This is a genomic window from Microcystis sp. T1-4 (assembly GCF_000297435.1).
GTDB lineage: Bacteria > Cyanobacteriota > Cyanobacteriia > Cyanobacteriales > Microcystaceae > Microcystis.
On record NZ_CAIP01000161.1, the window covers coordinates 1 to 13,154 of the forward strand.

Below are 13,154 nucleotides of genomic sequence, written 5' to 3' on the forward strand. Positions count from 1 at the left end.
CGATTTAGAGATTTTGGTGTTACAGGAGTTAGATAAAACGGGGCAGTTAGTAACAGATATTAGTACCATTATTCAGGTAGATGTCAATCAGTTTGCAGGTATTGAATACGATGAGTTTGCGGTGAGAGTAGCAGAAGTGGCGATGTGGTTAATTGATCATCAGATGAATGTTAAGGTTAGTAATACTTTTGGTCAGTATTTTGTGCGTTTACCATTAAAGAAAGCGGCAAAGATTGTTCATGGGAATGCCTTGCGGATTGATTGGGAGGAAGTTATATCAAAAGAGAAGCTCAATTTTATTTTAGGAAATCCTCCTTTTGTTGGTGCGATGATTATGAACGAACAGCAAAGGAATGATATGGCTTATGTTTTCGACGGTGAGAAAGGAATAGGCGTTTTAGATTATGTGTGTGCATGGTATATCAAGGCTGCTCAAATAATTCAGGGCAATAGAATCAGGGTTGCTTTTGTTTCTACAAATTCTATATCTCAAGGTGAGCAAGTTGCCTTACTTTGGAATATTCTTTTTCAGAAATATCAGTTAAAAATTCATTTTGCCCATCGTACTTTTAAATGGATTAATGAAGCAAAAGGAAATGCGGCAGTTCATTGTATAATTATTGGTTTTGCAAGTTTTAATATAACAAATAAGATTCTATTTGATTATGAAGATATTCAAGGTGAATCATTAGTTATTCAGTCTAATAATATTAATCCCTATTTAGTTGATGGAAGTGACATCATTATTTCTAATCGAAGTTTTCCTTTATCTAATGTTCCATTAATGCGTTTTGGTAGTATGCCAAGAGATGGTGGTAATTTTATTTTTACAGAACTGGAAAAAGAAGAATTTTTAAAATTAGAGCCGAAGGCAGAAAAATGGATTAAACCTTATACAGGAGCGCAAGAATTTATTAATGGTTATAGTCGCTATTGTCTATGGTTAGTTGATATTTCTCCCAGGGAATTAAAGACATTACCAGAAGTCATCAAAAGAGTAGATAGGGTTAAAAATTTTAGATTAAAAAGTAAAGCCGCTTCTACTCGTAAATTTGCGGCGACACCTACTCTATTCTGTCAAATAGCACAACCCGACACGAATTATTTACTTGTTCCCCGTGTCTCATCTGAAAGAAGAAAATATATTTCGATAGGTTTTATGAATAAAAATGTGATTGGTAATGATCAAGTTTTATTAATTCCTAATGCCAATCTATATTTATTTGGTATCTTAACTTCAGAAATGCACATGGCATGGGTTAAATATGTGTGTGGCAGATTAAAAAGTGATTATCGTTATTCAAAAGATATTGTTTATAATAATTTTCCCTTTCCAGAAAATATCACCGACAAACAAAAACAAACCGTTGAAACTTGCGCTCAAGCTGTGCTAGATACTAGGGTAAAATATCCTGATAGTAGCCTTGCGGATTTATACGATCCTTTAACCATGCCTCCCGACTTGCTCAAAGCTCACCAAAAACTTGACAAAGCCGTTGATTTGTGTTATCGTCCCCAACCTTTCACCAGTGAATTAAACCGTATTGAATACCTCTTTGAACTCTATGAAAAATTAACCGCTCCCCTACTCCCTACCAGCAAACAAAAACCCCCGAAAAGAAAAAATCCTCAATAACCGAAAATGCTTGCTTGTATGCCTTTCGCTTGTGCCAAAGCTTTGCCTTGACAGACAATATTTAAGGAGCTGCCTTAAACTATTCTTCAGGTAGAACCTGGGAACGAGATGATGAGATAATCGTTATTAGGGTTTTATACAATTCCAAGGATATGACAAAGCTATTAGAAGCGGCGATCGCTCAAGTCAAACAACTCCCCGAATCAGAGCAAAATAAGATTGCCGCAATGCTCATCAAGCAACTTGAATCCAGATCCCCAGAGTATGATTTTTGGGACGAGTTTGACCAAATCTTAGAAGAGTGCCAGATGAATACAGGAATTTCCGATCTGTCCTATCAGCACGATCATTACATTCACGGGCTACCCAAGCGATACAGTGAACAGTTAACAGTGAACAGTAGAAAAAACTGATTGATATAGTGCTATTCAGAGTAATTAGGTAAGCTGTTCAGCATTCAAATAACGTACAATAGAATGAAATTCTAGAAGGTTATGAGTATGGTTCTAGTATCCAACGGGCAATCAGCCATTATTCGTACAGAGCGTGGATTGACAATCGCCGGTACGCGAATTACCCTTTATGATGTTATGGATTACCTAAAGGCTCAGTATCCCCCCAAGCTGATTCGTGAAAAACTTGGTCTTAATGATAGACAGATTGATTCAGCCCTAGCATACATTGAGACCCATTGTACTGAGGTTGAAGCCGAGTATCAAGAATGCTTGCAGACAGCGACAGAAATTCGTCAATACTGGGAAGAGCGAAATCGTGAGCGATTTGCCAAGATTGCGGCGATGCCCCCTAAGCCTGGTCAAGAAACCATTCGTGCGAAGCTTCAAGAGTGGAAAGCACGCATTGAATCTCAATCATGAACTTCCTGATTGACGACAACTTAACGGGCGATGTTGTTTTATTCTGGGGAACCCTCTCAGCAGAAGGATGGCTTGATCTTTTGCCCATCCGCTTCTTCACCTTTCAGGATGTTGGATTGCCGATGGATAGTAGTGATCGGGTTGTTTGGCAATTTGCTCAAAACACTCAGATGATTTTAATTACAGCAAATCGAAATATGAAAGGAATTGATTCGCTGGAACAAACCATACGTGAAGAAAATACACCCGCTTCCCTGCCAATTCTGACAATTGGAAACCCTGATCGCTTTGATGAAAGTAGCTATCGGCAAAGATGTGCTACCCGCTTGATTGAGATTTTATTTGATCTAGAAAACTATATGGGAGTCGGTCGAATTTTCATCCCATAAGACTGTTGTTGAAAAGTATGCTTCAGGTAGAACCTGGTAACGATAACGAGATGATGAGATAATCGTTATTAGGGTTTTATACAATTCCAAAGATATGACAAAGCTATTAGAAGAGGCGATCGCTCAAGTCAAACAACTCCCCGAATCAGAGCAAAATAAGATTGCCGCAATGCTCATAAAGCAGCTTGAATCCAGATCCCCAGGGTATGATTTTTGGGACGAGTTTGACCAAATCTTAGAAGAGTGCCAGATGAATACAGGAATTTCCGATCTGTCCTATCAGCACGATCATTACATTCACGGACTACCCAAGCGAGAAGTGGAATAGTGACAAAGGTTTTTGTTGATACGGCAGCCTGGATTGCCTTAATTAATGTTGATGATGTTTTTCATGAACAAGCCAAGCGTGTTAAGGCGAATCTTCAACAACAGAAATGTCAGCTTATAACAACAGATTTTGTTTTATTGGAAGTGGCTGATGCTCTGCTTTCGCCGAAAATTCGCTCTCAAACAATTAGATTTATTAATCACCTCAACAATCTAATTGGTTTACAGATTATACCGCTCAATAAATCTCTTTTCGATTAGGGTTGGAAACTTTATAGTCAGCGTCTTGATAAAGATTGGGGGCTAACTGATTGTATTAGCTTTGTCATTATGCAGCAAGAAGTAATTACATTAGCCTTTACATCAGATCGGCATTTTGAACAAGCAGGGTTCACTCGACTGCTAAATCCTTCATACAGTGAACAGTTATCAGTGGAAAAAACTGATATGGCGCTATTGAGAGGAATGATCTAAATTGAAGTTGAATTTTCTAATTCTAATGAAGTATTGGGAAATATAGAATGACCTCCTCTTCCTCTTGTGCCAATTGGCATATAATATCTCTAAATCGATGATTTAAAATTGAAGGTTGAAAAAATTTATGTCCCAAGTTATCAGTACCCGACTCCCCGATCGCACAGCGGAACGACTTAAACAGTTGGCCCGCCGATTAGGAAAAACCCCTAGTGAAACCAGCGCAATTTTAATTGAGGAATCCCTCAGAGAAAGCGAGTTCCCCTATATTGAATTTCGCCAGTCTCCTTTGGGGCGACAACCCTACCTCAAAAACTCCAGTTTGGCTCTCTGGGAAGTAATTCAAATTGCTCAAAGCTACGCGCTAGATGAACAAAAAACGGCGGCACATTTTCATCGACCCCTCGAATGGGTCCGCTCTGCTTTGCTCTATGCTGAAGCTTATCAGTCAGAAGTTCAAAAGGCGATCACCGAGGCTCAAGCCCTCAATGAAACGACACTCAAACGGCTCTTACCCCAATTAGAAACAATTACGGTTTATCCTGATTCCCTGTGAGTGAGTGGGGAATAGCTAAAATGCTATCTTTTTTATTAGATGAACATATTTCTCCGACGGTTGCCGAACAAATTAGTCTTAAACGTCCAGAAATCCTGATTTTTCCTTTAATCACTTGGCAAGAAGGTCGATATTTGGCTGATTCGGATGAAATCGTTTTAAAAGCCGCAACCGAAGCCCAGTTAACCCTAGTAACATACGACCAGAACACTATTCCCCCGCTTTTGTGCGAATGGGGAGAAGCTCAAAAAAGTCATAGTGGCGTTATTTTTATCGATTATCAGTCCATTCCTCCTAGCAATTTTGGTCTTTTAATTCGTTCACTTTTAGCTTTATGGGATCTACAAGGCAAACAGGATTGGACAAACCGACTTGTTTATTTAAAGCCAAAAATTTGATTCATTTAACAAGTATCTTATAAAATTACAAAGATATGACAAAAATCTGAAATAATTTTATATTTAGCAATTCATCAACAAGCTTTTGCCGATATTTTTGAAGATCCTATTGGTCAAGTTTTATTAGATAACAAACGATTCAAATTATTAGTTTTTGACAAAATTGAGGAGGTTATTTTAAGATGGATAGTTTAGAAAAAATGAGACAAATTATTATTGAATCTCTCCGTTATTATGCAAACTTGCGCTATGCTACCGGTGAGGTAAACCGACTCCTAATTAGGGTTTGCTGAATATTACTGGAAGCCTTGCTAGAAAACGGTTTAGGGACTTTTTTAGTCAAATAGGTACTTTTTTAGTCAAAAAAGTGCAAGAGACAAACGTTGAGAAACCGATCCGAGGGACTCAAAACCCCTGCACTTTCGCTCTTCGATCTCGAAGGGGTCTGCTTCCAGACGTGCGAGGTGATTCTGTTATTCTGACTTCCCCTCCCGACGACCGGCTCCTGACTGGAAAATAGAGGCTGAAATAACGCAAATTCGTCAATCAGAATATTTTCATGTTTGGCGGTGCCAAGTTTGGCATCAGGACTGACTCCTTACTCCTAACCCAATGTTCGACAAAGATAAGCAAAAATTATTGATTAATGCCAAAAACTTGAGAATATTTAAATTAACATTCCGCAATATTTACAAATTCTTAAAAATTAATTGAGAAATATTTTTATTTAACAACGATGTTACAATGGTTACAGCGATTTTACTGAATTTCATAATCGGTTTTTCTGTGCTTTTTTGGACAGCAACGCTTGAAACCCTTACCACAGCTAGAAGGTAATCCTAATTAAGACAGGTAAATGAGTCAATTTCACCCACAACGATGATCTTTTTTTTGTGTAGTTTTGTTGCAAAAAAAAAGTTTTTTTGACAAAAAGCACAAAGTATGAATGATGAATTATGAAGTGGGGTAGTGAAGTAGTGGGGAAGTGGAGCATTTGGCTGAAATTTCCCTAAACCCCTAAACCCCTAAATCCCCATCACCCTATCCCCTACCTCCTGCCTTCTGCCTCCTGATTACTGACTCCTGATTACTGATTGGGTGTCACCTTATCAATAACCTTGAGAGTCCCGTCATCCTTAACAGTCCAGACATCGTAACTACCGACCACATCGCCATTTTCATCGATATCCACATTACCACTGGCCCCCTGATAGTTAATATCTTCGCCTTTGCGAATCATTTCTAGGGCTTGACAAGCATCGGTTACTTCCGTCCCCGGACCATTAGCCACCTCACGAATCTTGCTTTGAATCCCTTCACCGGTGTTAGATTTAGCCGCCTCGGCCGCTAACATCAATAAAATCGCCGCGTCCCAAGTATGGGGAACAAAAGCAGTGACATCCTTGCCGGTTTTTTCTTTCCAGAGAGTAGTAAAAGCGCTTAAAGCTTGACCGTCGGCCCCGGGGACAGTGCCTAGGGCGCCGGCAATAATTGACTTACCATCGGTTCCTTTCCCCACCTGTTTGGTGAAATCTTCCGAATAAACCCCATCGGTGAGGAGGACGGTAACTCCTTTGGTCAATCCCTGTTTGTAGGCCGCTTGTAGTAATAAACTACCCGTTTCAGCGTAAAGGACTGCCGCTACAGCATCCGGTTGGTTAGCGAAGGCAGCCGCCGCTTCACTATCGAGAGTGGCAGCTTTCGGGTCATAACGGACAGGATTTTGCTTATTAGTGATAGTGCCGCCTAATTTATCGAAAGCACCGACGAATTCCCGTTCAAATCCGACTCCGTAATCGTTATTGATCACGACGGTGGCCACATTTTGAAAACCCTTTTTCTTAGCTAGGACCGCTAAAGCTTGAGCTTGGTAGGTGTCCGGGGGAGCCGTCCGCGCCCAAAAACCTTGAAAATCGCCTTTTTTCGCCCTGTCAGTAAATACGGGACTGGTGCTACCCGGAGAGACTAACATAACTTTATTTCTCACCGCCACATCGACGGCTGCTCCCGAGACGCTACTGGCAAAGGAACCGATCACACCAGCTACTTTATCCACCTCCGCTAGTTTCGTCATCGCCGAAGCACCGGCAGCGGGATCGGTTTGGTCATCTTCTTTCACCAGGGTGACGGGTTTGCCATTGACTCCACCACAGGCATTGATAGTCTCTACCGCTAGGGCGGCTGCTTCGGGCATATTTTGACCAATAGCGGCTAAATCTCCAGTAATGGGCAGTAAAGCCCCTAATTTTAAACCTTGATCACTGTTATCTGGGGTTTGGGCATTATTACAAGCGGTTAAAAAATTAGCTAAGAGGCTGATGCTCAGGGTTAGGGCTAGGGGCGATCGAATACATCTCTGCATGGCGGTAAAATCAAGGATGAGTCAAGGTTGGAAGGCTGAAAAGCCCGGACTGGGAAAATTCTAATCGATGTTAGCATTCTCTTCAAATCAAACAGGTTTCCATCTTAATTTAGATATTGACGGAAAAAACGGCTAATTTGTTCGATTTATGCACTAGGAATTATGAATTATGAATTATGGTTCTTCGGTTTGTCTTATGCAACGTATAGGGTTATAAGGGATGAAACTCTTATAGAGAAAGACATTTGGCGATTTTTGTTAATTGTTTTCGATCTAGAGCGAACTAATCAATTAAATCTCTTGCCAGATAAGAATTTAGTCGATTTATGCCACCCGATCGAACCAGACCAAGTAACGAAGAACCCTGAAAACTCGCATCTGATAACTGGTAACTGATAACTGGTAACTGATGGCTGAAAACCCCACTTAGGAAGCCTTGGCTAAAACGGTGTTCTGGTTTAAAAACTGAATCGCGGTTTGGTATTGACTATCTTTTTCGGTGCCGATTTCCTCATAGGTGATTGGTTCCTGTGCCACCACTTGATCTGGCATAATTCCCAACTTATGAATATCATGATGGCCGGGAGTTTCATATTTAGCCACGGTAATCGCTAATCCTGCCCCATCGGGTAACTCGAATAGGGACTGAATTAATCCCTTACCAAAAGTCTTTTCTCCCACTAAAACCCCTCGTTGATTGTCCTGTAATGCTCCAGCTAAAATCTCGCTGGCGCTGGCGGTTCCCTGATTGACTAAAACGACTAAAGGCGAGTCGGTTAAAGCATTGCCAGCAGCGGCAAAACTATCGGCAATTCCCTCACGATTAACTGTATAAACAATCGTTCCCTGATTAATCCACATCCGAGCGATTTCTATACCCGCTTGCAGTAAACCACCAGGGTTATTTCTTAGATCCAAAATATAACCCTTGGCTCCTTGTTTTTGTAGGTTCGTCACTGCTTCCGAGACTTCTTTAGCAGCGTTAGCACTAAATTGATTTAAGCGCACATAACCGATGGGCAAGGAACTAGAATTTTTATCTAAAACCGCTACCACTGGACTTAAAGAAATGCGTTGACGGGTTAAAGATAGGGTTTTTGGTTGACTTTTTTGATAGGGAAGAATCACTAAGGAAACTTCTGTTCCGGGGGTGCCGCGCATTTTGGCCGCCGCCGCATCGAGGGTTAAAGTAGTGGTATCGATGCCATCAATAAACAAAATGCGATCGTGGCTAGTCAAACCAGCGGCCTCGGCAGGAGAACCGGCAAGAGGGGCAACCACTTCTAAGTAACCATTGTCGGGATTGATATTAATTTGCAGTCCTACCCCCGATAATTCCCCCGTGGTGCTAATTTGTAGGTTATGGTATTGATCCGGTCGCAGGAGACGGGTAAAGGGTTCATCGAGAGTGGCTAACATCTGTTCGATCGCATTATAGGCCGCCGTCCGATCGTTGAGGGGTTTTTTGATGAATTGTTCCCGCACCTGCCACCAGTTTTGATGATTAAAGGTGTCATCATAATAGGATTGGTTGACTAATCGCCAAGATTGCAGTAGTAATTTTTGTTCTTCGCTAAAGGCGGCTGCTGTGGGTGTCCATGCCATCCAAGTCAGACAAAACCAAAATCCCACCAATAATCCCGCCCACAACGATTTTTTTCTCATCTTGCTTCTCTTATAAATCCAGTGCTGATCTGCTGATTATTTTCAGTATAGTCTTTTCTCTGAAATCGATTCGGCTCTCCCAGGTTTGGTGGATAAAATGTATTCTAAGATACAGTCTTCTGGGCGAATTAGTGGAACGAACCACAGAGACACAGAGGACAGAGAGATCGATCGTTCTTATATAAAAAAGAGGGTAGTTAACCATAACTACCCCAAAAAATTCTACTAGATCGGTGCCATTAAGCGATCGCTTAATTGTTCAGCTACTAGACAGCCACAACTTTTTTGCTGACTTGGGTTAATTGCCCTTTAGCATATTTGGCTGCGTAGTCATCGAGGGACATTTGTTTGATTTTGCTGGCGTTACCGGCGGTACCAAATTGTTGATAGCGATCAGCACAAACTTTCTGCATATACGTGATCGAGGGTTTCAGGAAGAAACGGGGATCAAACTCTTTCGGGTTGCTGAATAGTGCTTCACGAACTGCGGCGGTAATTGCTAAACGGCAATCGGTGTCGATATTGATTTTCCGCACACCACTCTTGATGCCTTTTTGGATTTCTTCCACGGGAACACCGTAGGTTTCAGGGATAGCGCCACCGAATTGGTTGATTAATTCGAGGAGATCTTCGGGAACCGAGGAAGAACCGTGCATGACCAAGTGAGTATTGGGTAAGCGGTTATGAATTTCTTCAATGCGGCTAATAGCGAGAATTTCGCCGGTGGGTTTCCGGGTAAATTTGTAAGCGCCGTGGCTAGTACCAATGGCTACTGCTAAAGCATCTACTTGGGTTCTTTCGACGAAATCCACCGCTTCATCGGGATCGGTTAACAGCATCGAGTGATCTAATTCTCCCTCAAAACCGTGGCCATCTTCCGCTTCTCCTTTACCGGTTTCTAAGGAACCTAAACAACCGAGTTCCCCTTCCACACTAGCACCGATCGAGTGAGCAACTTTTACTACTTCAGCAGTAACGTTAACGTTGTACTCGTAGGTGGCGGGAGTTTTGGCATCCGCTTCTAAGGAACCATCCATCATGACGCTGGTGAAACCGTTACGGATCGCCGAATAGCAGGTGGCGGGTTCGTTACCGTGATCTTGGTGCATCACGATGGGGATATGAGGATAGGTTTCCACCGCGGCGGTGATCAGGTGACGCAGGAAGTTTTCCCCTGCATATTTGCGCGCACCGCGAGAAGCTTGTAGAATAACGGGGCTGTCGGTGGCTGCCGCCGCTTGCATGATCGCTTGGATCTGCTCCATATTATTTACGTTAAAAGCGGGGATGCCATATCCGTTCTCAGCCGCGTGATCCAACAATAACCGCATGGGGACGAGTGCCATATCCTTTACTCCTTAATCTATTTCTTGTTTTTTGTCTCTTTAAATTCAAGAAAGTTAATTCTCTTACCTGTTAATCTTAAGATAGTTTTTACACTTTGACGATCCCCAAAAAAAATTTTTCTAGGTTTCGTCCTAAGATGACCACAATCTCCGTTGCGCTGGTCCCTTAAGTAGTTCGTGTGTATCAAATAGCAGCCGGGGAATCGGCAATTTTTCCGGGCAGCGAGGTAAACAATCGCCGCATTCAGTACAATTATTCGCTTTGCGTCCGGGGAACCAATGACCGGCATTTTCCAGCATTCGATAGCGATACTGGCCAAAATCGGTCATTTCGTAAGCTACTGCCAGATTCCGTAGTCTCAATACTTCGGGGATATTAATATTTTCAGGACAGGGTAAACATTGATAACATTGGCTACATAAATCTGTAGCCAATTTATCGGTTAAATGTGCTTCTAAACGCTTAAAAACGGCAATTTCTGCCGCATCTAGGGGCTGATCTCCTTCACATACGTTAATAATTGCCTCTAATTCCTCCGGGATCGCTGCCCCGAAGCTGAGGGTAGTAATGCGAGGATCGCTCAATAAAAAGCGATAATTTAGCTCTAGGGGTGAAAAAGGGGCGCATAATTCCTCTAGCTTCTTGGGAGGTCTGTGGAGACCACCTCCCTTATCAGCAGGGGAAATAATAAACACACCCATGTCCTTTGCCTGGGCTAAAGCGATCGCAGGTTGCTGTCTTTGCCAAAAAAAATAGTAATGGATATTGACAAAAGCAAAGAAATCTGTATTGATCGTCTCCAGAATAATTTCTAGGGGTGCATGGGTAGAAAAGCCAATATGAGCGATTTTTCCAGCTTCTTGGGCCAGAAAAACGGCTTTCATGCAGCCTTGCGGGTCTTTAATCCAGTTTAAATGCTCGCGGGTGTTAATACCGTGAATTGCTAGACAATCGAGGTAATTTAATTGTAATCGTTCTAGGGATTCGCCGATCGCTTTTTCCATAGTCTGGCGATCAGCAGTGGGGACCAATTTCGTGGTCAGATAAACCCGCTCCCGCACCCCTTGACGCTGCAGGTAGCGACCGAGAAAAACTTCACTATTACCGTAGCCTCTGGCCGTTTCTAGGTGATTAATCCCCAATTCTAGGGCGCGATCGATTGTTGCGGTAAACACCGACTCTGAGGACAAACAGCGCATTGTCCCCAGGGAAAACAGCGAAAATTGCCAATTAGTACGGCCAAATCGTCGATAACGCATTGATTCAGTTATCAGTTATCAGTTACCAGTTATCAGTTAGAAGGTATTGGGGAAATGGGGAAATGGGGTGATGGGGAAGTGGGGTGATGGGGAAGTGGGGCGATGGGGAAGTGGGGTCATGGGGAAATGGGGTGATGGGGAAATGGGGTGATGGGGAAGTGGGGTGATGGGGAAATGGGGTGATGGGGAAGTGGGGTGATGGGGAGAATAAATAAAAATAATCTCCTGCCTCCTGTCTCCTGTCTCCTGAATCCTGTCTCCTGAATCCTGTCTCCTATCTCCCTCCTATCTCCTGAATTTTCACTGCTCACTAAAATCACCGCGACGTTGGATCAGGTCTGAGGGGCTAAGATTGGAGACGAAATTGCGAAAAGCTTGACGTTCCTCTTCATCCGCATCACGATCAACAGGAATAGAAGCGGAAGCGATCACTTCTTCCATTACCCAGATGGGACTGTTGGTACGCAGGGCAATAGCGATCGCATCACTGGGACGACAATCGATTTCTTTTTTGACTTCGCCGCGCTGGAGACAGAGAACAGCATAAAAAGTATTATCTTGGAGAGAATGGATGATAATCTTTTCTAAATCCATGTCCCAAGCTTTAAAAATATTAGCGATCAAATCGTGGGTGAGAGGACGAGGGGGTTTTTGTTGTTCGAGGACGGTGATAATGGCCTTAGCCTGATCTTGTCCGATGTAGATAGGTAGGGCGCGACGCTCGGAACCATCCTTCAGCAGTACAATGGGACTGCGAGTGATAGCGTCTAGGGCAATTCCAGCGACTTTCATTTCGATCATGACTAATGGCTTCTCCAAGATAGAGATTCAGCTAGGGAAGGAGTGGGAAAGCAACCTGAGTAATATAGTGCTTAGTTACACTCACAGTATGCCCTAAGATGGCAGAGATTAGCCTCATCTTTAAGGAAAAAAATACATCACCTGCCCTCAGTAGATAGGAGTCAGGAGTCAGGAGTCAGGATACCCCGATCCAATCTTGCTGCTTTTTGCTCCCCACTCCCCGCTCCCCAATTCATAATTCATAATTCATAATTCATAATTCATAATTCCCTCTACCCACTTCCCCATCTCCCCACTCCCCAACTAAATTGCTTAATTTGTGCTACGATAATAGTTTTGGGATAAATTTAAATAGGAGCAGACCGTCTGTATGTCTCGTTATAGAGGACCGCGCTTGCGCGTTGTGCGTCGTTTAGGGGAATTACCGGGCCTAACCCGTAAAAATGCCCGTCGTGCCTATGCACCAGGGCAACATGGCCAGGCCCGCAAAAAACGTTCAGAATATGCTATTCGTCTAGAAGAAAAACAAAAACTGCGTTTTAACTACGGTGTCAGCGAGAAACAATTAGTTCGCTATGTCCGCAAAGCTCGCCGGGCTACCGGTTCCACCGGTCAAGTGCTGCTGCAACTCTTAGAAATGCGTCTGGATAATACCGTTTTCCGTCTCGGTATGGCTGGGACAATTCCGGGGGCGCGACAATTAGTCAATCACGGTCACGTCACCGTTAACGGTAGAGTTGTGGATATTGCCAGTTATCAGTGCCGTCCGGGTGATGTGATTGGAGTTAGAAATCAAGAGCGTTCCCAGGATCTCGTCAAAAGAAATATGGAATACCCCGGTTTAGCCAACCTGCCGAGTCATTTGGAATTTGACAAAAACACCCTTGTGGGCAAAGTGAATGGCGTTGTGGAAAGAGAATGGATTGCCCTCTCGATTAATGAACTGTTAGTAGTGGAATACTACTCTCGGAAAGTCTAGGAAAAAACCCTTTTCCAGACACCTTGAGGACGCAATTGGCAGCGTCCTTATTTTATTGGTTAAATTTAGTATTTTTGAGGGTATAT

At 42.8% G+C, this 13,154-nt stretch carries 15 protein-coding genes; 10 read left to right on the plus strand and 5 right to left on the minus strand.

What is annotated here, in order from left to right:
- From MICAI_RS09750 to MICAI_RS27050, 9 genes are all read left to right on the plus strand, one after another.
- On the plus strand, positions 1–1,636 hold a 1,636-nt coding region (locus MICAI_RS09750; protein WP_039899942.1), incomplete at its 5' end, for a class I SAM-dependent DNA methyltransferase.
- A gap of 152 nt (positions 1,637–1,788) precedes the next feature.
- On the plus strand, positions 1,789–2,049 hold the full coding sequence (locus MICAI_RS09755; protein WP_008201053.1) for a hypothetical protein: 261 nt from the start codon (positions 1,789–1,791) through the stop codon (positions 2,047–2,049).
- Positions 2,050–2,136: 87 nt separating this feature from the next.
- Positions 2,137–2,511: a DUF433 domain-containing protein gene (locus tag MICAI_RS09760; RefSeq protein ID WP_002758892.1), complete on the plus strand. Its 375-nt coding sequence runs from the start codon at positions 2,137–2,139 to the stop codon at positions 2,509–2,511.
- Positions 2,508–2,900, plus strand: coding sequence for a DUF5615 family PIN-like protein (locus MICAI_RS09765; protein ID WP_008201055.1), 393 nt, complete (start codon positions 2,508–2,510; stop codon positions 2,898–2,900). The genes MICAI_RS09760 and MICAI_RS09765 overlap by 4 nt, the downstream gene beginning before the upstream one ends.
- Before the next feature lie 94 nt (positions 2,901–2,994).
- Positions 2,995–3,228: a hypothetical protein gene (locus MICAI_RS09770; RefSeq protein WP_008201057.1), complete on the plus strand. Its 234-nt coding sequence runs from the start codon at positions 2,995–2,997 to the stop codon at positions 3,226–3,228.
- A complete protein-coding gene (locus MICAI_RS27045; protein ID WP_008201058.1) occupies positions 3,228–3,488 on the plus strand; it encodes a type II toxin-antitoxin system VapC family toxin in 261 nt (86 codons plus the stop codon). The genes MICAI_RS09770 and MICAI_RS27045 overlap by 1 nt, the downstream gene beginning before the upstream one ends.
- A gap of 340 nt (positions 3,489–3,828) precedes the next feature.
- Positions 3,829–4,257: a hypothetical protein gene (locus MICAI_RS09780; protein WP_008201060.1), complete on the plus strand. Its 429-nt coding sequence runs from the start codon at positions 3,829–3,831 to the stop codon at positions 4,255–4,257.
- Positions 4,258–4,277: 20 nt separating this feature from the next.
- Positions 4,278–4,655, plus strand: a complete 378-nt coding sequence (locus tag MICAI_RS09785; protein ID WP_008201061.1) for a DUF5615 family PIN-like protein — start codon at positions 4,278–4,280, stop codon at positions 4,653–4,655.
- Between the two features lie 54 nt (positions 4,656–4,709).
- Complete coding sequence (locus MICAI_RS27050; RefSeq protein ID WP_255348755.1) at positions 4,710–4,850, plus strand: element excision factor XisH family protein; 141 nt, start codon at positions 4,710–4,712, stop codon at positions 4,848–4,850.
- Positions 4,851–5,742: 892 nt separating this feature from the next.
- On the opposite strand, the gene MICAI_RS09790 is transcribed toward MICAI_RS27050, so the two are convergent.
- The 5 genes from MICAI_RS09790 to MICAI_RS09815 form a co-directional block, all read right to left on the minus strand.
- The gene (locus tag MICAI_RS09790) at positions 5,743–7,017 is read right to left on the minus strand and encodes an ABC transporter substrate-binding protein (protein ID WP_008201064.1); all 1,275 of its coding nucleotides are present in this window, start codon (positions 7,015–7,017) and stop codon (positions 5,743–5,745) included.
- A 426-nt stretch (positions 7,018–7,443) separates the two neighbouring features.
- The gene (ctpA, locus tag MICAI_RS09800; RefSeq protein WP_008201068.1) at positions 7,444–8,682 is read right to left on the minus strand and encodes a carboxyl-terminal processing protease CtpA; all 1,239 of its coding nucleotides are present in this window, start codon (positions 8,680–8,682) and stop codon (positions 7,444–7,446) included.
- Between the two features lie 266 nt (positions 8,683–8,948).
- The gene (gene fba, locus MICAI_RS09805) at positions 8,949–10,028 is read right to left on the minus strand and encodes a class II fructose-bisphosphate aldolase (RefSeq protein ID WP_002744497.1); all 1,080 of its coding nucleotides are present in this window, start codon (positions 10,026–10,028) and stop codon (positions 8,949–8,951) included.
- Positions 10,029–10,160: 132 nt separating this feature from the next.
- The gene (locus tag MICAI_RS09810; protein WP_008201072.1) at positions 10,161–11,288 is read right to left on the minus strand and encodes an aldo/keto reductase; all 1,128 of its coding nucleotides are present in this window, start codon (positions 11,286–11,288) and stop codon (positions 10,161–10,163) included.
- Positions 11,289–11,588: 300 nt separating this feature from the next.
- On the minus strand, positions 11,589–12,089 hold the full coding sequence (locus MICAI_RS09815; protein WP_008201073.1) for a bifunctional nuclease family protein: 501 nt from the start codon (positions 12,087–12,089) through the stop codon (positions 11,589–11,591).
- 370 nt (positions 12,090–12,459) lie between these two features.
- On the opposite strand from MICAI_RS09815, the gene rpsD reads away from it, so the two are divergent.
- A complete protein-coding gene (gene rpsD / locus MICAI_RS09820; RefSeq protein WP_002737433.1) occupies positions 12,460–13,068 on the plus strand; it encodes a 30S ribosomal protein S4 in 609 nt (202 codons plus the stop codon).
- Positions 13,069–13,154: the final 86 nt, after the last annotated feature.

Coding starts and splice junctions, on each gene's coding strand:
- MICAI_RS09755 (WP_008201053.1), top strand. CDS start 1,789: ATGACAAAGCTATTAGAAGCGGCGATCGCTCAAGTCAAACAACTCCCC.
- MICAI_RS09760 (WP_002758892.1), top strand. CDS start 2,137: ATGGTTCTAGTATCCAACGGGCAATCAGCCATTATTCGTACAGAGCGT.
- MICAI_RS09765 (WP_008201055.1), top strand. CDS start 2,508: ATGAACTTCCTGATTGACGACAACTTAACGGGCGATGTTGTTTTATTC.
- MICAI_RS09770 (WP_008201057.1), top strand. CDS start 2,995: ATGACAAAGCTATTAGAAGAGGCGATCGCTCAAGTCAAACAACTCCCC.
- MICAI_RS09780 (WP_008201060.1), top strand. CDS start 3,829: ATGTCCCAAGTTATCAGTACCCGACTCCCCGATCGCACAGCGGAACGA.
- MICAI_RS09785 (WP_008201061.1), top strand. CDS start 4,278: ATGCTATCTTTTTTATTAGATGAACATATTTCTCCGACGGTTGCCGAA.
- MICAI_RS09790 (WP_008201064.1), bottom strand. CDS start 7,017: ATGCAGAGATGTATTCGATCGCCCCTAGCCCTAACCCTGAGCATCAGC.
- ctpA (WP_008201068.1), bottom strand. CDS start 8,682: ATGAGAAAAAAATCGTTGTGGGCGGGATTATTGGTGGGATTTTGGTTT.
- fba (WP_002744497.1), bottom strand. CDS start 10,028: ATGGCACTCGTCCCCATGCGGTTATTGTTGGATCACGCGGCTGAGAAC.
- MICAI_RS09810 (WP_008201072.1), bottom strand. CDS start 11,288: ATGCGTTATCGACGATTTGGCCGTACTAATTGGCAATTTTCGCTGTTT.
- MICAI_RS09815 (WP_008201073.1), bottom strand. CDS start 12,089: ATGATCGAAATGAAAGTCGCTGGAATTGCCCTAGACGCTATCACTCGC.
- rpsD (WP_002737433.1), top strand. CDS start 12,460: ATGTCTCGTTATAGAGGACCGCGCTTGCGCGTTGTGCGTCGTTTAGGG.